This is a genomic window from Arthrobacter horti (genome assembly GCF_030731045.1).
GTDB lineage: Bacteria > Actinomycetota > Actinomycetes > Actinomycetales > Micrococcaceae > Arthrobacter_E > Arthrobacter_E nanjingensis.
Genome location: NZ_JAVALS010000004.1, coordinates 1 through 20339, shown reverse-complemented (window position 1 = coordinate 20339; position 20339 = coordinate 1). Strand labels below are relative to the sequence as shown.

The 20339-nt window shown below is 63.6% G+C and carries 15 protein-coding genes and 1 CRISPR repeat array; of the genes, 4 read left to right on the top strand and 11 right to left on the bottom strand.

What is annotated here, in order from left to right:
• Positions 1-452: 452 nt before the first annotated feature.
• A CRISPR array of direct repeats spans positions 453-4935; the repeat unit is 29 nt; unit sequence GGGCTCATCCCCGCAGGTGCGGGGAGCAT.
• Positions 4936-4985: 50 nt separating this feature from the next.
• From cas2e to Q9R02_RS07790, 10 genes are all read right to left on the bottom strand, one after another.
• The gene (gene cas2e, locus Q9R02_RS07830) at positions 4986-5357 is read right to left on the bottom strand and encodes a type I-E CRISPR-associated endoribonuclease Cas2e (RefSeq protein ID WP_305996110.1); all 372 of its coding nucleotides are present in this window, start codon (positions 5355-5357) and stop codon (positions 4986-4988) included.
• On the bottom strand, positions 5354-6304 hold the full coding sequence (cas1e, locus tag Q9R02_RS07825; protein WP_305996109.1) for a type I-E CRISPR-associated endonuclease Cas1e: 951 nt from the start codon (positions 6302-6304) through the stop codon (positions 5354-5356). The genes cas2e and cas1e overlap by 4 nt, the downstream gene beginning before the upstream one ends.
• A gap of 4 nt (positions 6305-6308) precedes the next feature.
• Positions 6309-6980, bottom strand: a complete 672-nt coding sequence (gene cas6e / locus Q9R02_RS07820; protein ID WP_305996333.1) for a type I-E CRISPR-associated protein Cas6/Cse3/CasE — start codon at positions 6978-6980, stop codon at positions 6309-6311.
• Positions 6980-7687: a type I-E CRISPR-associated protein Cas5/CasD gene (cas5e, locus tag Q9R02_RS07815; RefSeq protein WP_305996108.1), complete on the bottom strand. Its 708-nt coding sequence runs from the start codon at positions 7685-7687 to the stop codon at positions 6980-6982. The genes cas6e and cas5e overlap by 1 nt, the downstream gene beginning before the upstream one ends.
• Entirely contained in the window at positions 7687-8814 is a 1128-nt protein-coding gene (cas7e, locus tag Q9R02_RS07810) for a type I-E CRISPR-associated protein Cas7/Cse4/CasC (RefSeq protein WP_305996107.1), read from the bottom strand. Before cas7e ends, cas5e begins: the two co-directional genes overlap by 1 nt.
• The gene (gene casB / locus Q9R02_RS07805) at positions 8811-9434 is read right to left on the bottom strand and encodes a type I-E CRISPR-associated protein Cse2/CasB (protein ID WP_305996106.1); all 624 of its coding nucleotides are present in this window, start codon (positions 9432-9434) and stop codon (positions 8811-8813) included. The genes cas7e and casB overlap by 4 nt, the downstream gene beginning before the upstream one ends.
• Positions 9431-11119, bottom strand: a complete 1689-nt coding sequence (casA, locus tag Q9R02_RS07800) for a type I-E CRISPR-associated protein Cse1/CasA (RefSeq protein WP_305996105.1) — start codon at positions 11117-11119, stop codon at positions 9431-9433. Before casA ends, casB begins: the two co-directional genes overlap by 4 nt.
• A complete protein-coding gene (locus Q9R02_RS16495; RefSeq protein WP_367575471.1) occupies positions 11119-11463 on the bottom strand; it encodes a hypothetical protein in 345 nt (114 codons plus the stop codon). The genes casA and Q9R02_RS16495 overlap by 1 nt, the downstream gene beginning before the upstream one ends.
• A 9-nt stretch (positions 11464-11472) precedes the next feature.
• A complete protein-coding gene (cas3, locus tag Q9R02_RS07795; RefSeq protein ID WP_305996332.1) occupies positions 11473-14022 on the bottom strand; it encodes a CRISPR-associated helicase Cas3' in 2550 nt (849 codons plus the stop codon).
• Positions 14023-14403: 381 nt separating this feature from the next.
• A complete protein-coding gene (locus Q9R02_RS07790; protein WP_305996104.1) occupies positions 14404-15531 on the bottom strand; it encodes a GuaB3 family IMP dehydrogenase-related protein in 1128 nt (375 codons plus the stop codon).
• Positions 15532-15846: 315 nt separating this feature from the next.
• Between Q9R02_RS07790 and Q9R02_RS07785 the strand changes: the two genes are divergently transcribed.
• Genes Q9R02_RS07785 through Q9R02_RS07775 form a run of 3 tightly spaced genes read left to right on the top strand, consistent with a single transcriptional unit; the run spans position 15847 to position 18106 of the window.
• On the top strand, positions 15847-16776 hold the full coding sequence (locus tag Q9R02_RS07785; protein ID WP_305996103.1) for a WXG100 family type VII secretion target: 930 nt from the start codon (positions 15847-15849) through the stop codon (positions 16774-16776).
• Positions 16777-16823: 47 nt separating this feature from the next.
• Positions 16824-17462 (top strand): hypothetical protein, encoded by a 639-nt coding sequence (locus tag Q9R02_RS07780; protein WP_305996102.1) that lies wholly within the window; start codon positions 16824-16826, stop codon positions 17460-17462.
• Positions 17459-18106: a hypothetical protein gene (locus Q9R02_RS07775; RefSeq protein ID WP_305996101.1), complete on the top strand. Its 648-nt coding sequence runs from the start codon at positions 17459-17461 to the stop codon at positions 18104-18106. Before Q9R02_RS07780 ends, Q9R02_RS07775 begins: the two co-directional genes overlap by 4 nt.
• A gap of 110 nt (positions 18107-18216) precedes the next feature.
• Here the strand turns inward: Q9R02_RS07775 and Q9R02_RS07770 are convergent, their stop codons facing one another.
• Complete coding sequence (locus tag Q9R02_RS07770; RefSeq protein ID WP_305996100.1) at positions 18217-19689, bottom strand: MFS transporter; 1473 nt, start codon at positions 19687-19689, stop codon at positions 18217-18219.
• Between the two features lie 84 nt (positions 19690-19773).
• On the opposite strand from Q9R02_RS07770, the gene Q9R02_RS07765 reads away from it, so the two are divergent.
• Positions 19774-20169 (top strand): MarR family winged helix-turn-helix transcriptional regulator, encoded by a 396-nt coding sequence (locus tag Q9R02_RS07765; protein ID WP_305996099.1) that lies wholly within the window; start codon positions 19774-19776, stop codon positions 20167-20169.
• Positions 20170-20339 lie beyond the last annotated feature (170 nt).

The following is a 20339-nucleotide window of genomic DNA, read 5'->3' as shown; positions in this document are numbered from 1 at the left end:
GCCGCGGCGCAGATCCCTGCGATATTCGTCCAGGAATGAACCGCCCTCCCAACTCAGCTCAGCGGCGCTGCAACCGATCATGCCTGAATTATCGCCCGCTCGGCCCAGACTGCTCGAATTCGGTTCCTCGGGTCAGCCAGGATTGCGCGGGACGACCCCGCAGGTGCGGGGAGCATTGCCAGTCCCCGCTTTGCGCAGCTCACACGTTGGGCTCATCCCCACAGGTGCGGGGAACATCCGGTGGACGTCCTGCAGGTAGCCCAGGTCCGGGGCTCATCCCCGCAGGTGCGGGGAGCATGGCGTGGCCAAGGGCGGCGTCAAGCCCGCTCGCGGCTCATCCCCGCAGGTGCGGGGAGCATATCAACTTCAGCCCGTTGGCGCGGGTTTACACGGGCTCATCCCAGCAGGTGCGGGGGAGCATTCGTCTGCCGCCGCGTGAAGCATGAAGGAGGCGAGCTCATCCCCGCAGGTGCGGGGAGCATGTCCAGAACATCGTTCCGATCATCAACGGCGTGGGCTCATCCCCGCAGGTGCGGGGAGCATACGACGATGCCGCGGCCCACCGTCACGGCCTTGGGCTCATCCCCGCAGGTGCGGGGAGCATCGCACAGTTCAGCTCAGCGCACCCCCTGATTTCGGCTCATCCCCGCAGGTGCGGGGAGCATGCCCCCTACACGCCGCGCCGCCGGCCGGGCTTGGGCTCATCCCCGCAGGTGCGGGGAGCATTCCCTGGGTGGGTGTGTGACGATGGCGGGAACGGGCTCATCCCCGCAGATCCGGGGAGCATACGGACACGGCCGCTGCACTATACAGCCTCGCGGGCTCATCCCCGCAGGTGCGGGGAGCATGCCTGAATGTAAGGCACGGACGAGCCCGGGGTGGGCTCATCCCCGCAGGTGCGGGGAGCATCCGGCGACAGGCACGAGCGCAGACAGACCCCAGGGCTCATCCCCGCAGGTGCGGGGAGCATTAAGGCGCTTGAAGAGCCGGCTACCGCGCCCAGGGCTCATCCCCGCAGGTGCGGGGAGCATGACATCTTCATGATTGCGGTCCAGTCGCCCTCGGGCTCATCCCCGCAGGTGCGGGGAGCATACGCCATCAGATTGACCAGCTGCGGTCCGTCAGGGCTCATCCCCGCAGGTGCGGGGAGCATTTCGTTGTCTCGATCTTCAACCAGATCGCCGGGGGCTCATCCCCGCAGGTGCGGGGAGCATGGGTTGAACGCCGCGCTACAGGAAGGCCAGCAGGGCTCATCCCCGCAGGTGCGGGGAGCATCCCATGTTCCTCATGCGGAAAGTCTGCGCCGCGGGCTCATCCCCGCAGGTGCGGGGAGCATCCGCCGGAGACAGCTCCTCAGCCGGGGCTTCCGGGCTCATCCCCGCAGGTGCGGGGAGCATGTGTGGGCCTTCGGCTCAGGGGATGATGTCTTGGGCTCATCCCCGCAGGTGCGGGGAGCATGCGTTGACACCAGGACCAAGGGAGTTCCCGGCGGGCTCATCCCCGCAGGTGCGGGGAGCATGACTCCAACTGTTGGCCGAGCGGCTCGGCTGCGGGCTCATCCCCGCAGGTGCGGGGAGCATGGTCTAAGCAGGTGGACCAGCTCCAGGCCCTCGGGCTCATCCCCGCAGGTGCGGGGAGCATTACCAGACCGGCGGTGGCGGATTCCTGACGCCGGGCTCATCCCCGCAGGTGCGGGGAGCATAAGAATCGCCAGGCGACGATGAAGAATGCAGCGGGCTCATCCCCGCAGGTGCGGGGAGCATGGGTTCGGTGAGACGGCGCAGGCGTTCCTCCAGGGCTCATCCCCGCAGGTGCGGGGAGCATCCGGTCTCGCGGTGAATATCGAGGCTGGCGCCGGGCTCATCCCCGCAGGTGCGGGGAGCATGTGACCGGGTTGTTCTCGTTGAACGGCCCGTCCGGCTCATCCCCGCAGGTGCGGGGAGCATACCGCCAGCATGGCCTTCGACCGGACCAAGGAGGGCTCATCCCCGCAGGTGCGGGGAGCATCCCACCCCGCCAAGAGGCTGGGCGAGCATGACGGGCTCATCCCCGCAGGTGCGGGGAGCATATGCTCCAGGACCGCTGCATCCCCATCCTCCAGGGCTCATCCCCGCAGGTGCGGGGAGCATAACGTGCACGTCCTCGCCGGGCAGCGCGTCGAGGGCTCATCCCCGCAGGTGCGGGGAGCATGGTCCACACACGGGTGAGAGCCGACGCCCTGCGGGCTCATCCCCGCAGGTGCGGGGAGCATCTGGGTCAGTCGCTGCTCCGGCCGGCATACAAGGGCTCATCCCCGCAGGTGCGGGGAGCATTTGCCGGAGGTGTTGTAGCGGGGGACGGGGAAGGGCTCATCCCCGCAGGTGCGGGGAGCATGGCATCGGCCCGGACGGGCTCATGGTGTCCACGGGCTCATCCCCGCAGGTGCGGGGAGCATCGCCACACGTACCCGTCGAAGAAGATGGGTTTGGGCTCATCCCCGCAGGTGCGGGGAGCATGTGGGTTTGGGTTTGGAGACCAGGGTCGCGAAGGGCTCATCCCCGCAGGTGCGGGGAGCATGCGGGCTGGCTCTGGCAGAACGTGCTGGGACCGGGCTCATCCCCGCAGGTGCGGGGAGCATATATGCCACACCGCCCGCGGCGGCAGGCTCGTGGGCTCATCCCCGCAGGTGCGGGGAGCATGGCCTCTCTGGCGTGGGACATGGCCAGTCTCCGGGCTCATCCCCGCAGGTGCGGGGAGCATCTCCACGACTTCGCCACCGAACTCAACTTCGAGGGCTCATCCCCGCAGGTGCGGGGAGCATGCGGTGAAGGTGACGGCAGCGGTGCCGGCGGTGGGCTCATCCCCGCAGGTGCGGGGAGCATGCCCGACGCCTCGCGTGGCGTCAAAAGCCCGCGGGCTCATCCCCGCAGGTGCGGGGAGCATAGTCCGGTGAACAGGCTTCGGCCGGCCGCGGAGGGCTCATCCCCGCAGGTGCGGGGAGCATACGGTTCACGGTGTGCAGAGGTACTGGTACAAGGGCTCATCCCCGCAGGTGCGGGGACCATCGCACGGACCGGGAAGGCGTTCTGCATTCTCGGGGCTCATCCCCGCAGGTGCGGGGAGCATCAGCCGGCCTTGATGACGGTCGCCGGGTCGCAGGGCTCATCCCCGCAGGTGCGGGGAGCATAACCAGTCGAGACCGTGCTGGTTGGCCCAGTTGGGCTCATCCCCGCAGGTGCGGGGAGCATATTCCCAGGACCTGGCCGTTCGTGCCGGAGCCGGGCTCATCCCCGCAGGTGCGGGGAGCATCACCAGCTCGGGGAACACGCAGGCGGGCATCATGGCTCATCCCCGCAGGTGCGGGGAGCATGTCTTCCCCAGCAACCAGTCAGTCACAGGGCCGGGCTCATCCCCGCAGGTGCGGGGAGCATGGCTTCCAGGGTGTCGGCGGCGATCTGCACGAGGGCTCATCCCCGCAGGTGCGGGGAGCATCACCGCAGACTGCCCTAACCCTTGTCTGAGACGGGCTCATCCCCGCAGGTGCGGGGAGCATGCACCCGTCGCGTCGAACTTCGTGACCTGGGTGGGCTCATCCCCGCAGGTGCGGGGAGCATCGTGTATCTGATCACGGGGGCGTGTACGAACCCGGCTCATCCCCGCAGGTGCGGGGAGCATGGCCGGCGTCTTCTGTGCAGGGGGGCTAACCGGGGCTCATCCCCGCAGGTGCGGGGAGCATGCTGGATTTGAGTTTCGGGGATGTGCCGGAACCGGGCTCATCCCCGCAGGTGCGGGGAGCATCTGGTTCACGGTCTGGTTCCCGCCAGGGACCAGGGCTCATCCCCGCAGGTGCGGGGAGCATAACACCGTGCACCTGTCCGTGATGAGCCCCCCGGGCTCATCCCCGCAGGTGCGGGGAGCATGGCCAATTGTCTCGTGGACCCGATGCGGAACGGGGCTCATCCCCGCAGGTGCGGGGAGCATCCATGTGCCCGGTATCCGTGGAGGGTCCGGGCGGGCTCATCCCCGCAGGTGCGGGGAGCATAACGATCCGGAAGAGCTGACGAACCAGGCCGAGGGCTCATCCCCGCAGGTGCGGGGAGCATTTCGCCGCTTACGACCACCTCTGCCTGTCCCAGGGCTCATCCCCGCAGGTGCGGGGAGCATGTGGGTGAAACGCCTGGTGACGGATGCTCGGGGGCTCATCCCCGCAGGTGCGGGGAGCATGACGAAATGCCCGTGGAGCGTTTCGCGCGTCAGGGCTCATCCCCGCAGGTGCGGGGAGCATTCACAGCTTGATCCCTCCCAGTGCGTGCAGCCGGGTTCATCCCCGCAGGTGCGGGGAGCATAAGGGTTCGTGGTTGATTAGCCTGGGCTAGAAGGGCTCATCCCCGCAGGTGCGGGGAGCATCCCGGGTTACCGGTCCCGGTACCTGTGGAGGCGGGCTCATCCCCGCAGGTGCGGGGAGCATCGGTACTCCTTGTCGACGGGCAGGTCCGGCTCGGGCTCATCCCCGCAGGTGCGGGGAGCATAGGCGCCGGGGGTACTCTACGGGCATGGGACTGGGCTCATCCCCGCAGGTGCGGGGAGCATTGGGGCCGCCGCCCCGCCCCGCCCGCGTACGCGGGCTCATCCCCGCAGGTGCGGGGAGCATCACCGCGGATGCGCTCATGGACTTGCTGGACGGGGCTCATCCCCGCAGGTGCGGGGAGCATCTATGTGGTCCGTGGATGGTCGGCCTGTGGTCGGGCTCATCCCCGCAGGTGCGGGGAGCATTCCCTGCCTTGTCCACCTGGCCCTCATGGGCTGGGCTCATCCCCGCAGGTGCGGGGAGCATGACACCTTCGGCTACCTGGTGGGTGCCTCTCTGGGCTCATCCCCGCAGGTGCGGGGAGCATAGCTTGCGTGTTCCCGCTATTCGTGTTGAACAGGGCTCATCCCCGCAGGTGCGGGGAGCATACTTATTGACCTGCGAAAACATCAGGCCGAGAAGCGATGTTGCTTCAACTCTAGTCAGATTCTGAAGCTTTCGGGCGTCCGGCCCTACGATAGCGACTCGCGTTACTCCATCCAGGACGAAGTTCTACTGATCCTTGACCTTCAGATTTGGGCGACGGTCGGAGGATCAACTTCAGTCCGTCAAGATCAATCGGAACCCATTGGTTCCTGTGGACTCGAAATTCGAGCCGTTGCTCATTTCTGGCCGAGTAGACCATGATGGCTCGCCCATCCTTGGCCAGTTCTACCACGCGTTCCCACAAAAGCTCCCGGACGCGTGCGCTCACCCTACCTACGAAAACGCCAGCGCTAATCTCCAGTAACCATTTTGTAAGGTCCCCACGAAGACCCTCTGGACACGCTGAAAGAACGAGCACAATCATTCAGTTGCCGTATCGTAGTTCTGTCCGGCTGCCACAGACCCGGATGCCTCATCCCAGAGGTGCACCACATCGGCTTCCCACTCAGTTTCTACGCCGATCTCGTCATCAGGAAGAAGTAGAGCCCTGATGTCCCTCGCACATCTCGAAAGAATTGCACCGTTCTGGACTGCATCCCGCACAGCTCGTCTGGTCTGTCCAGAAGGGCTATCGTTCAACGACGCAGCCACGTCAAAAGCGACTGGAATCGTCACTTCAGCTTTGTACAAGTCGGCAACGTCATATACGAAGGACCGAGCGTGCCCTGTGTGAACGAATCCGAGCCCAGGCGAACACCCCAGCGCGACTATCACTGAATGCACAATTCCATACAGGCAGGCATGTGCCGCCGACAAACACTGATTGATCGCATCGCCCGAACCGAAATCGTTTGGATCGTAATCTCGCCTGCTCCACGCAACTCCTGTGCGGTCCGAGTTCTCCTTGTAGATCCGCCGGACACGGGCTCCCTCACGGCCCCTCAGCTGCTGCATCGTCAGCATGGAGACATCTTCGTTAGGAAACCTAATGGTATACATCCGACGCGCTACATCTAGCCGAAGCCTCTGATTCGACACCCTGGCTGCTTGGGCTTCCAAAAGGCGGGATGAACGAGCCAGCGAGCGCCCGTGAGCGTAATAGCGGACACCGCGTTCGCCCACCCAGACAGCGGTTGAACCGCTGTCTGCAAGCAGGCACATGGCTGCATAAGTCACGCGTGTCCCAGGCCCCAGGAGGAGCGCGCCCAATGTAGCCGTCGGTATATGAACAACCCCACGCTCATCCGTTGCAGTGATCGCGTTCGAGTCCCGATGGACAACGCACCGCTCGAGGTAAACGAAAGAAAGCCGATCTTCTGACCGAACAAGTTCGGTTAAATCCGGCGGTTTCGCCCCAAAACTTCCTGCCATGCGTTCACTCTGCTCTCATGAGAGTCATCAAACCGCATCCATAGGCCTTGCCTCGGCCAAACCCAGAAACCAATGCATCCCGAAACTTTTCGCGGTCGTTGACAGTGAGCACACCGTCGAATTGGACTCGGACCAAGGTGACACGTGAAGATCTACCTCCACGATGAGGATCACTCCGCGAGAAAGAATCCTTGCTTCGAGACGACACCATTACGGCAGGAGTTCCGTCAGAAGTCTCAGAGATCCGGAACCCATTGCGCCCCGCTCGATCCGCAAGCCAAGCCGCCTGTTGCGCCGAAGTCACGTGAGCCAAGCGCATCCCCTTGGTCTCAGGTGCGAGGGATTGCTTGACAGGGTTCGCCGTCAGCCGAAATGACCAGGTCTGGCCCTCTGAGATCCGATCCAGAAACGGGCGGTAGTCCCGGGTAGCCCACGTTGCAGTGGACCAGCCAGCCTGCTCGTTCAAAGCTGAGAGGTCAGGTTCGTCCGGGCTCACCACGTAGAGAGCAGTATGTGGACCATTGCGATCGACCCTCCACAGCACCCGCCCCTCCCCCGCGCCCGTCGGCCTGGGCGGAAAGGATGAGAGCACCGCCGCATGAAACGCCTGCGGATTACCGAGCAGATACCTTGCTCCGCGTCGCGCAGCGTTGATGTCGAACTTTGTCAGATACATCATGCACCTCCCAGTTCCGCCATGGGGTCGTGCTCGTTGTCCCGTCCGAACATATTGACCACCACCTGAGGCATAGGACGAACGACTGTCCGCCAGGTGTACTGTCTGTTTTCCGGAGAGAAGCTCAAAGGAACATCCCGCACGGTCTCCCCTTCCTTCTGTTCATCCATGGTCACCGCATCTCTGACGATCTCCAGTGATACGTTTTTAGAGCGTTGCCTCTTCTGATACCAAGAAGCCGCAAGCCATGGCTCCGAACGGAGTGCAGCATCCAACTCTTCATCACTGATCCCGATCTTGACGTCGCCGCTTGGAACACACGAGCGCCTGCCGAGGTAGAGCGGGTATGCAGGGTCGGTAAGGGCCTTCCCCAGGCCTTCGATCAACGATCTGGGCCCCTCGACAACTGCGAGAAAGACTGCGTCCACTAGGTAGTACCGGTACGAGAGCGGCATCGATTCCTTGCCGTCCAACGACCTCGCGGTCTGAAAATCGCGGAGCAAACGCCCTGGCTGATCTATTCGGACCCCAAACCTCAGCTGTGCAAGATCTTCGACCGGGTCGGAACGCCGTCGCCCTTCTGCCGCAGCCAAGAGACCGAGGACTCCACTCTTGGTCGGTTCCTGCCTGGTGTTCCTGTTTACGAACCGGCTGCTTGCGCCCCAAGCCTGCATCGGTCCCGCAAGACGCATCTTGAGGACAGCCACTAGGCCTCCTCAAGCCAGGCGTGCAGATCAGATTCCAAAGCCAGAAGCAGGTCGTCAAGACTGACCTGCTCGCCCAAACTGACCAGCGGAGCGACAGAGCTGGTCGGCGCAACGACGAGCGTCCTCACAGCACTATTCCCGTAGCCGGCTTCGAGGTCAGCCGAGTGCTGGGCAAGCCTTTCGGCCGCGACCCTCAGCCGGCTCTTCCCTTTCTCAGCCGTCACGGCTTCTTCAAACGCTCCGACGAGGTTCACCGGCATCCTGTTCCTGACCGTCACCACGACGGCATCCGGCAGCGTCCTATTGGCGAAAGTGTTCTGCTTTCCAGTCGGCATGGACTCCACGAAAGAACGGACAAAACTGACCACTGCCTTGACGGTCACGTCCGAATCGCCAAGATTCTGGGCAAGGCCCCGGAGGTTGACGGTCGCGTACCGGTAAAGCGTCGAGGAATTGAACTCGACGGTTCCGATCATCCCTGCGCCGGATTCCTCTTCCGTGTTCTTGTCATCGACTGCCGTAAAGTAATCGAACTCGGTCTCGACGGCGTGCACGCTGATCGCATGCGCAACTTGCGTACTGGCATCAACATTCAGGTCGGCGCTGTCTGCGATCATCCGGCCGAAAAGTGCGACGTCGACGCTGTGGTCTGAGTTCAAAGCGGCTTTTACCTGCTTCTTGTCAAGCTTCTCTCCCTTGCGGAAGGCCTCGATCGCGAGCTCGGCCAGCCTCCGCGCCTGAACGTTGCTGACGAACAACAGGTAGCTGGTCTGAGCTGGCTTTCCGGCTCCTTCGCCGTCCTTGGTCTTGGACACGTCCACCTTGAAGCCACCGGCCTCAATGGCTGCAACCGCCAGTTCGGTTGCGCTCGGCTCCAGTTCGGGAGAAAGGTCCCGGATGTGTTGTGACACCACCTCCACAAGGCGCTTCGTCCGGATTCCGAGCTGTGTGGCGTCGAGATGCCGTGCAAACTCTTGCCGGATTGCGCGCTTCCAGGACTGGCTGGATACCCGCGCCCGGCGAACGCCGCCATAGATGGCCGTCTTGGGAGAGCCTGTGTCATCACGGTTGATGTTGCTCGGCGGAACGGTCTGAAGCGCGTGGATATCCAGGTAGATGTGCTTCATGATGCATTTCCTTCCTCATGTTCGAACGATGTGATACGTGCTTCGGAGCCAAACTCTTCAAAGGCATAGTCCCGACCCCAGCGAAGCTGAACCCCGTTCGCCGTCACCTGGCTCTGGAGGAGCCGGATATCTTCCGCAAGGCGCCCGTAGTCCAACGGAATGTCTGCCGCCCTGAGTTGCTGAATGAGCCCTCGGGCATGATGTTGAAGCTCGTTGAAGGTTGCCGAGGACATCAAGGCATCGAACCGTCGCTTGACCGCGTCCGACGCCCCGCCTGTCCCCCGTACCGCCCCGAGCTGCCTGATGGAACGCCCCATCGACGGACCCGGCCGATGCATAGGCATGGTCTTCGACTGCTGGTGCACTGCATAGAGCGTCAGAGCCACGTATGCGGCCTTCTCACCCGATGTCGCCGAGTCGGTCCGCCCGAGATACTGTTTCGGCAGCCCGTCAACCACATGTCCCCAAGCCCACGTGTCTGCTCCAGGCTCCTTGGCGACTCCCCTTCTCAACTTCGCGAGAACAGCAGCTGCATCAGAGCGCTGATGGCCGAAGTACATCCCTTGGATTCTTGAAATCTTTGCGCTCACGTACCGTACAAGATCCGGCTGCTCGTTCATCTCTTGGCTCCTTCCGGCCGGTGCATTTTCAGATCAGCGACCGCGCGCAATCGCTCGCGCTCTTCGATTTCGTGTTTCAACGGGAGATGTTTCCGCAGGCTGCGATTCAACCAGGTTTCCGCCGTTGCTGCGGAAATGAACTCTCCCCCGACCGACCGTCCGATCAAAGCCAACTCCCCGGCAACTGCCAGGAGCTCGGTTGCGTATTCCTTCAGGATGCGTCTGGCCTCAGCATTCCACCACTCAGCGGCAACATCTCCAGGTTCATCACCGAGAAGATCTGACACCCAGCGTCTGAATGGCTCATTCAGCGCAAAAAACACCGATTGCCTGGCTTTCTCTCGCTGCGACTCTGGTTCGCCTCCTGCAGCTCGGCTCAGTTCTCCGGCGAACCGGCCAAACGCCCAGACGGCAGCCTCAGTCTCCGCGGCTGCCACTCTGACCACATTGCGGATTGTCACCGAACGATCCGACAGCAAACTCAAATGGAAGGCCAACCCATCGTCGAGAATCTCAGAAATCACGGAGCTCTGCGTGCCGTACTCCGCGCCGATCAGACGCACGTTGAACAAGCGGCTCGAATCGATCGCACCGAGCTCGCCGAGCCTGGCCACCCACAAAATCATTGGGGCGACTTTGATCGGTACAGGCTCTCCATCCGTCGATGCCTCTTTCTCAGTCTGGATGAGCAATGACCCCACTCCGCTCCACAGCGTCCGCTCCGGGTCGTGCTCACGCGGCATGTAGACAGCCTTTCTGAACTTGGCCGTTTGCGGTTTACTGAATCGCTGAGCGGTCATCGGATCGAGATCCATGTTCTGAATGGCAAGGGGATCACCGTTGCTGACGATCACGCTCCTAACCCGTCCCTTTTCCGGGAACAGACGGACCCGGCGAGACGGCCAGGTGAAGACGTCCACCGGTCCAGTCGGGCGCGGTTGTCCCCCAACCCTTTGCTCCTCCGCGGCTCCAAGCGGGTCCCGTTCCCAGACTGGAACATCGATTCCATCCACGTCCGCAGCAATAGATGGAAGGTGCAGGTTGAGATGAATAGTCTCCGACATACTCGCGCCTTCGAAGAAGATCCCACCCGTGGCCCCAGTCCATCCAGTTCCGATGGGGTACCCCTTCCCTCCTTTGACCCTGGGATCACCTACCGCTCCGGACTTGATCCCTGACGGATCATAGGCGTGCGTATGGATGAGCCACCGCGCCGCCTCCGCGAACGACAAGGAATCCAGCCCGCTCCCTGCCCGAGTGGTGAAATACTGATGGCCGCTCGGCACATCGGCGATGAGGCGGCGCACACCGTCAACCTTGCCGCTTGAAGTGTGCAGACCAGCGACTTGCATGAAGGGCCGAACTGCATCGAAGAGTTCAAAGTCCTCTCGCGATTCCTCGAGGTATTCCAGCACCATCCTCGTCAGCTGTGATTGATCGCGCCACAACACTCCCCACACCTCAGAGACATCTGCCGCGTCCACATCGGGAGCGCTCCGGTAGGCGATCGCAAGCAGCAGGCGGAGTACCGCATAGTCTTGTGTCGGCAGCTCGCCGGCCAGCCTGCGAATCGAGGAGCTTCGCAGAAAAAAGTCATTCAGGGATAGCGTCTGAATCGTCCCGTCAATCATGAGGCAACTCACCCACGGATCATGCACCAGATTGAACTGAGGATTTTCTTCCATCAGCAGGTATCTCCTTCCACTTCATAAAGACCTATGCGTTGGTCGTAACGGAGTCTCACTCCGTCCAGAGAAGCCGTCATTGAGTCATCCAGGAAGAGGACCAAGAGTCCCCTCAGCCAAGGAGACTTCTGCCATGCTGCAATCCCTTGACGTTCGAGTTCGTTCAACACTGCTTCTACCCGTTCAGGCCGGCAAAATTTCGCGGGGAGCCTGACCGTGCAGGAGCTCAATGCACGTGCTAAGTAGTGCTCTGGCGGTGCGTCCACCGGCACCGCGCGCGAGGGGAATCGCATGTGATGAGGAACAAAGGTGACCACGCCGTCGCGACGGCACGCCAGAATCACTTCAAGTGACTAATCCGTATCTCTGACGCGTGCAAGCCCAGATGCCTCTTGCGCTCCCTCGTCAGCAGAGCTGGTATTTCGTTCCAGAAGATCTATCGCCAAACCATCCGTGAACTCCGAAACCGTTTTCAACAGGAAGAGCTCTGCTCCATTGACCTTCTGTTCTACTTCAGCCTCACGTTCAGCCTCAGCCTCAGCGAATTCTTCCCGCCAGGAATCCGGTACTGCAACAAGCTCGGCGTAGCTTGCCTGGACCAACTCGCTGATATCCGGTGGAAGGTACAACGGCTGTTCGCTTGCCAGCTGCGTCCCGAGAACCGCCAACGTACGGAACAGAAGTGACTTGCCGTAAACCGCTGCCGAACCGTCTTCCAACGCCGGAGGTTCGCTCACCCAATCCTTCACGCCTCTTATCAAGCACACTGGTTCCTCGAGATGCGCTGGCCGTGGTCGTGAAACGGTGCGCCGGCGGTGCAACCTCCCGATGCGTTGCAGAAGGAGGTCAACCGGCGCAATGTCCGTGATCATCAGGTCGAAGTCCACGTCCAAAGACTGCTCCAAGACCTGGGTCCCAACGACGATGAGACGGTGAGGCCTGACCATTCCCGCAGCTTTGACCACATCGTCCCGGCCGAGAAGCTCACGGATCCTTCGTTCCAGCTCCATTCGGTCGGGAGCCATGAAACGGGAATGGACCAGAATCAGTTCATCCGCGGTGAAGGCGGTCGCAAGTTCTTTGAAGATGCCCTGTGCCCTGCCAACAGTGTTGCAGATGATCCCGGCACACCCGCCTTGCAGCCGAATGGGTTCGAGGGCATCCAGGAGGGCCGTTGCACTCTCCTCGAGGGGACGAATCGTGACTTCCAAGAGGCTCCCACTCGTCTCCGGCGTCGTCATCACTGGACCGTCAGGAGAACTGGCGACGATGAGGGGGTATCCCGGGTCTCCATCAAGCGGCGAGTCCGTCTGTTCGGCCGGCTTCCGACCACGTCTCGATCTCCTGTGAAGCGCCGTTCCTTCCGCTGACGATCTTCCGTTCGGTCGGCCAGACTCATAGGCATGCACGAGTTGCTTCCGGGTCTCCGCTGGCAAGGTGGCGGAGAGAAGGATCACTGGAACTCCATAGGCAGCCAACCAGCTCAGCACCTGGTGCAGATACCGGTTCATGAAAGCGTCATAGGCGTGGCATTCGTCGATGATCACCACTTTCCCTGCCAAGGCCAGATGCCGCAGGACCACATGTCTGCTCTGAAGCGCGGCGAACAGCACCTGATCGATGGTCGCCACCACGAAGTCAGCCAGCATTCCTTTCTTCCGCCCGGATAACCACTGATGCGCGACTGCCGCGTGCCTCCTCGCACGACCGTCCGGACCGTCGTCGTAGACCTCAGCGATGGGGCCCTCGGCGGCGCCACCGATGGCGTCCTCACGATAACGCCGGCGGAAATCATCATTCAGCTGGGATTTGGAGTGCGCCAGATAGATGGACCGTCTCCCGCTACAGGGCCCCTTGTCAGGTAACTTCTCCACCCACGACGGGAAGCGGGTAAACATGGCATCACTCGTGGCCTGCGTGGGCAGAGCGAAGATCGCTCCGCCCAATCCCCATTTGGCAGCGAAGACCTCTGCTGCAGTCAAGGCAGCCTCAGTCTTCCCTTCCCCCATGGCTGCTTCGATGATCAGCACCCCGGGGACCTTCATGGCCATTGCCGCCTCAAAAGCGCTCCGCTGCATACTCGACGGGCGGGAGCCAGGAGGCAGGTCAAAGCGCGACGCGAAAAGCTCATCTGGATCAGAAGGAGGGTCCGGCGCGGACCATGACTGTGCCAGATCCAGCTGGGTCCACGCCCGCGCCAGACGCTGCTCGGTGGGGCTGCAGTCTCCGTACGGGAAGAGATCTGGATTGCTCGCAATCCAGTCGGCCACGATGACGACCGCGGTCAGCAGCATCTGAGCCTCGGGTGTCAGCCTCCTTCCCCTCCATTGACGAAGATAGTCCGCCGCTCCGGTCATTTCGGCGCAAGCCGTCATCAATTCGTTTTGCACTTCGTGCCAAGACCGGTCCAAGGCTTCGGTTGCTTCCCTGGCCGTCTTGACCTGGACCGTCGTCGGCGGAACTCCGTGATGCCCACCGGAGACGGTCGCATGGCTCATGGCGACAATAGGGGGAAAGCTACATTCGGATGTCAACCAGCGACTGACAATCGAGTAGCCCAATACGGAATGGGGGATCCTGCCGTCCGGCGTGACCTCCAGGGGGATGTCCAAGCCACAGTCCCTCATCTTCTCCGCGAGACCGTAAACCTGGAACGCGAACAACGGGTGAGCTTTGCCCGCGTCATGGGTGGCGGCGAGCCAGGTCACGAGTGTCCGCACATCGGATTCATCGTCTGAACAGCACGCCGACTGAAGGCGATTCTTCACCGCCCAGGACAACCATTCATCCCAGAGCTTGCCCGCGACGGCCGCTGAATCTTGCATGTGGCGCCATAAAGACATCCACTCTCCAGTGTCCCGATCGGACTTCCCCCACACGGACTGCGCCGCTGCTGAAATCATCAATCCCCCCGATTGTGATTCGGCGAGCCCGAACTCGCCTTGATGAAACGCTAATCGAGCCACGTGATTCCCGGAAGGCCCCGGCGGCTCGAGTAGTCTGGAATGACTTCCTGCACTCGCGGGAATGAACCCTTGGATGTACAAGTAGTCAAGGTGCTCCCCCAAGCTTCATCTGGGGGAATCCCTTGGAAATAAACTTGGATGTATCTGTAGTAGACGCTTCAAGATCTAGCGTAAGCCCTCCACTGCCCGAACGCTAGCCCTTGACTCCGACAGAAATTCGAGCCCAAGGCCAAGCCCAAGATGCCTTCCGGGCGTGAAAACGCCGACGGCGCGGTCCCCAGAAGGGGAACCGCGCCGTCGCGCGTGATGAGGGAGGCGTTACTGGCGCGGGCGCACCACGACGTCCACGCGCTGGAACTCCTTGAGGTCCGAGTAACCCGTGGTCGCCATCGAACGGCGGAGCGCGCCGATCAGATTGGACGTGCCGTCAGTGTGGTGCCCCGGGCCGAAGAGGACCTCCTCCATGGGACCCACGGTGCCCATGAGGGCGCGGTCGCCACGCGGCATCTCGGGGTGGTGCGCCTCGGCGCCCCAATGCCAGCCCTTGCCGGGCGCCTCTTCGGCGAGCGCCAGCACGGAACCCAGCATGACGGCGTCGGCGCCCATGGCGATCGCCTTGACGATGTCCCCGGAGCTGCCCATGCCGCCGTCGGCGATCACGTGCACGTAGCGTCCACCGGACTCGTCAAGGTAGTCACGACGCGCGGCGGCCACATCGGAGATGGCCGAGGCGAGCGGCGAGTGGATGCCCAGGGCGCGGCGCGTCGTCGTCGTGGCGCCGCCACCGAAGCCCACCAGCACACCGGCCGCACCGGTGCGCATGAGGTGCAGCGCCGGGGTGTAGCCCGCCGCGCCGCCGACGATCACGGGGACGTCGAGCTCGTAGATGAACTGCTTGAGGTTCAGCGGCTCCGTGGTCTTGGAGACGTGCTCGGCGGAGACGGTGGTGCCACGGATGACGAAGATGTCGACGCCGGCAGCCACCACGGTCTGGTAGAACTCCTGAGTGCGCTGCGGGGTCAGCGAGCCGGCCACCGTGACACCGGAAGCCCGGATCTCGGCGAGACGCTGCGTGATCAGCTCGGCCTTGATGGGCGCCTGGTAGATCTCCTGCAGGGTGCGCGTGACGAGCGGACTCGGGGCCTCATCCTTGAGCTCGGCGATGCGGTCCAGCTGTGCCTGCGGATCCTCGTACCGGGTCCAGAGGCCCTCGAGGTCCAGCACACCCAGTCCGCCCAGTCGTCCGAGGAGGATGGCCGTGGCCGGGGACATGACCGAGTCCATGGGGGCGGCGATCACCGGCATGTCGAACTTGTACGCGTCGATCTGCCAGGAGACGCTCACGTCCTGCGGGTCACGGGTGCGGCGGTTGGGGACGATCGCGATGTCGTCGAGTCCATAGGCGCGGCGCGCGCGCTTTCCACGGCCGATCTCAATGTCAGTCACGGTTCAAGCTCTCCTCGGGGCTGAGTTTCGGGCGATCTCATCACAACGACGGCGACGGCCACCCGTCCCATTCTAGGCAATGCCCGCGCGGTGCGGGCGCGGGGTGTCCGCATTCGCACCGCGCAGCGGTCGGGTCCCCAACCCCGTGCATCGCGCTATCGCCGCCCTCCGTCAGTCATCTCGCCCATTTCTCCAGACATTGGCTATTCTTCACAGAGGAACCCGGCCCATGGGCACCCCTCCCCATCGCGATCTTTTGGCAAGGTGCTTAGGCTGGCAACGATTCTTCGTACCCGACTCCAGAGGAGGACGCCCATGGCCCCCGGCTTCTACGGCGCCGACGTCGAGCAGTTGAAGGCGCTGTCCAAGTCCATGGGCCTGGCCGGTTCCCGTCTCAAGAACACTGAGATGCAGGTCAACAGCCTCGTCTCCGGCGCCGCGTGGAAGGGCGAGGACAGCGAGCGCTTCCGGCGAGAGTGGAGCAACGAGCTCCGTCCCCTGCTGCACCGCGCCACGCAATCCCTCGACGACGCCTCCAAGGTGCTCCTGCAGAACGCCAAGGAGCAGCAGGACGCCAGCGTGGCGGCCGGCGGGGCGAGCGGCGGGGCGAGCGGCGGCGGAGGGAGCGCCGGCGGTTCCGGAAACAATGGCTGGCTCAGTGGTCTCCCCGGAGCGGTCGTGGGCGTGGCCGGAACGCAGCCCTGGTTCTGGTCGAATGCCGCGGCGACCACTGCAGGCCTGGCCACGGACAAGATCCTCGACACCATGTGGAAGGGCGACCTCCTGAAAAAGGTCACCAATTGGCCTTTCCTGGAGGCGCAGTATGCGGAGAAGGCCGGGGTGGGCTACGTCAAGGGCACCCAGGTCCTCAACGGCACCTCCATGCTCGGCAGGCTTTCCGGCGGTCTCGGGGTCGTCACCGGCGGGATGCAGATCATCGACGGATTCCAGAAACATGACACGGGCGTCATCGTCGACGGCACCGTGTCCACGATCCTTGCCGGCGGAAGCCTGGTTCCGGGTGTCGGACCGTTCTTCGCCGTCGCGGGCATCGCCTGGGGCGGGCTGAGTCTCCTTGCCTCGAGCAACGGGTACGGATCAACGACCGAAATGCTCGGCGATTGGGGCAAACACATCGGCGAAGGTGCCGCGAGCGCGGCCAATGCAGTGGCGGATGGCGCCAAGAACGCCGTCAATGCGGTGGCCGACGGCGCCAAGAAGGTGTGGGGATGGCTCGGCGGATGAGACCACTTTCCTAGACTGGACACAGACCCGCTGAAGAAAAGGCAGAGATGACCACGCAAACTGAAGAAACCCAGCCGCTTCCCATCACCGAACACGAACTCATCGCTCTGGTGGCGCTGGCCAACACTCCGGCCGCTCTCACGTGCCAGACCCTGTTCCGGCTTGACCATGTGGCAGGTGCGCCACTGGAGCAGGCCGGCGTCACCACGCTTCTGGAACGCGGACTCCTGACCATCGATCAGAATGCTCTCCTGCCGGTGGGCCCTGCCGTTGCGGTCACGGGCGTCCTGGCCGAATCCGACTCCTGGCTTGAAGTCGCCCTGGTCACCCCTGAAGCCGAGCACGTCTACTTCCTCTTCGGCTCTGATCACGGCGCGCTGGTCCTGAGCCTGAGTAAGTACGGCGTCCACGAACTCCGGCCCCTGGTGAACATCGAGGGAATGTTCACCACCGCGATCGAGATGGTCAACTACTACCTGGGCACCAGTCCAGACGGGCTCCCCGCGGCCGCCACACTGCGCCGGCATCTCGGTGACAAGCGGTCCCACGCGGTTCATCTCAAGGCTGAGCCCGACGGGTCCTTGGCAATCGCGCATGGCGAAGGTGAAGATCTGCCGTCCGCCCCTGTAGCTAAGAGCGACCTCGGCCTGAAAATTCGCGAAGGACTGAGCCTTCATTCGGCATGACCGTCTTCCCAGCTCCCTTGCCTGAGCCCGCCCATCCCCTGGACTACTGGCTCGCCCCCGGGCTTTCGCAGATCAGCCCTGATGAGGCGAGGTCGCGGCTGCGCGATCTCGCCGACGCGCAGGGCACCATCCTCGCCGCGTGGGGCTCGGGAATCTCAGGGGGAGCGGTCTTCCTCATTGCCGGGATCTTCCTCACCACCGTGGGGGCTCCCCCGGGATGGGCCATCACCCTGGCGGGACTCGGAATCTGCGTCCTGCTCCTGAGCCTCGCGGGCACCCGCAGGACCCGCTCTCGCCTTCCGAACACGCGAAAGACCCGTTCAACGCGTGGCCCTGGCTCCGCGCGGGGAGGCATCCGCCTGGTCCTCTTCTTCGCGGTCGCCCTCGGAGTGCCGTTCGCAGCAGGAGCCCCGGGAGTCGCGGCTCAGAACGACACCAGATATTTCGTGGGCTACGTCGGCGGCTTCGTGCTGCTGATGCTCTTCCTGGTCGCCTGCGTCATCGTTCCGTCCAGCATCATGGGCCGCTCCCGCGAAACGTTCCGCCGCAGGGCCACCACGGACCCCGCGTTCCGAGCCCTCTTAGAGCAGGACCTCGCCACCTGGCGCGATCCCATCGGCAACGCAAGCTACGGCCCCCTCTGACCACCGCTTCGGCGGAATGGTGTGCGGCTGGGCTCACCTCCCCCGCGAGATCACAGCTCACGCCCCTAAAACTCGGTTTTAGGGGCGTGAGCTGTCACTTCGGGGGTGGATCAGGCGCGTGCGCCCCGCCGCTGCGGAAGGATCGCGATGACCAGGCCGGCGACCGCGACCACCATGCTCAGCACCAGACCCGGCTTGAACTGCGCGAGCATCGCCGCGGCGTCGTGCGTGGGAGAGGCACCGTGCGAACCCGAGGTGACGATCGCCGTCGTGACCGCCAGCACCAGTGCCGCGCCCACCTGGGTGCTGGACTGGATCAGACCCGCGGCGAGCCCCTGCTCGTCGTCCTCGATCCCGGCCGTGGCCTGGACGTTGATCGCCGGGAAGCCGAGCGCGAAGCCCACGCCGAGCAGCAGCACCGACGGGAGCACGTCCACCACGTAATTGATCTCCGGGCCGATCCGCAAGAACCACAGGTATCCCGCCGCCAGCGCCGTCAGACCCACCACGATCAGCCGGGTGGCACCGAAGCGATCGATCAGCTTGTCCGCGAACGGCGCGCTGCTGACCACCAGCAGCCCGGCCGGGAGCAGCGCCAGTGCCATCGCCAGCGGTGCCCAGCCGAGAACAGACTGCAGGTACAGTGTGACGATGAACTGGAAGCTCAGGTAGGAGCCGAAGAGCGCGACGGCGGACAGATTGGCCCGGGCGACCCAGCCCTCCTTCAGGATGCCGAAGCGGATGAGGGGGTGCCGCGTGCGGGTCTCGATCACTCCGAAGAGCGCCAGGATCACCGCCGACAGCACGAATCCCCCGACGGTCTGAAGCGAGACCCAGCCGGAGTCCGGCGCCTGGACCACCGTGTACACGAGGCCGAGCATGCCGAGCGCGAGCGTCAGGGCGCCCCACACGTCATGCCCGCCGTCGGCCGCCGGACGGTCCCGCGGGATGAAACGCAGCGCCAGAATCAGCGCCAGAGCCGCCACCGGCACGGAGACCAGGAAGGTCCAGCGCCAGCTGAGCTCCGTCATGAAGCCGCCCACTACCAGGCCCAGCGAGTACCCGCTGGCGCCGAAGGTGGCGTAGATGGAGATCGCCTTGTTGCGGGCGGGGCCTTCGGCGAAGTTCGTGGTGATGATGGAGAAGCCGGCCGGCGCGGTGAACGCCGCAGCCAGGCCCTTGATGAATCGCGTGGCGATGAGCAGGGTGGGATCACTGACCAGGCCACCGAGCAGGGACGCGAGGCCGAAGATGCTCAGCGCCACCAGGAACACCTTGCGGCGCCCCAGGAGGTCCGCCATGCGGCCTCCCAGGAGCAGAAGTGCGCCGTAGCCGAGCACATAGGCGGAGACGATCCACTGGAGGGCGCCGGTTCCCAGTCCGAGTTCATGGCCGATGGAGGGCAGCGCCACGCCCACCATGGAGACGTCCAGGCCGTCCAGGGCCAGGACGATGCAGAGGGTGACCAGGAGCAGCCAGGTGCGGCGGCTCCAGATCAGATCGGAGACAGCGGGACGGGGCGCCGAAGTACGCGTCCCACCCGCTGTCGCGGGGACGGTGCTGAGGGTGCGTGCTGAATCCATGACGCAAACTTATATGACTCATCATTGAATGACAAGGAAAAAGTTTCTATGGAAAAATATTCCGTCATCGACTAAGATCGGGGCATGTCGACTTCGGAGCCTGAACCCCTCGTCGAGCAGTGGCGCTCGGTGCAGAACTGCTATCTCAAGACGTCCAACGCCCTGGACCGCGAGCTCAGCTCCCACTTCGGCATTGGGCTGAACGACTTCGAGACCCTGGATCTCCTGGCCGAGTACGGTGACTCCGAGTGCCGCATGAAGGACCTCACCCAGGTTTCCCCCATGACGCAGAGCGCCTTGAGCAAGATCGTGGACCGGCTGGAGAAGGGCGGCTACGTCCACCGCTCGGCCTGCAGCACGGACCGCCGCTCCCTGGTGGTCGGCCTCACGGACAGCGGCGTGAAGCTCCACGACGACGCCGCGAAGATCCACCGCGACGTCCTGCAGAACACGCTGATGGCCTCAGCGCACCCCGCCTGAGTGCCCCGCCTCTCTCCGCGAGAGCGCAGCTGACGCCCCTAAAACTCGGGCGGTTTCAAGGGGTTAGCGCAACACTGTCGATCAGTTGGGTCAGTCTTTCACGTGGGGTGTCCCAGTGGAGGGTTTTGCGGGGCCGGATGTTCAACAGCCGTTCGGTCTCGGCGAGTTGT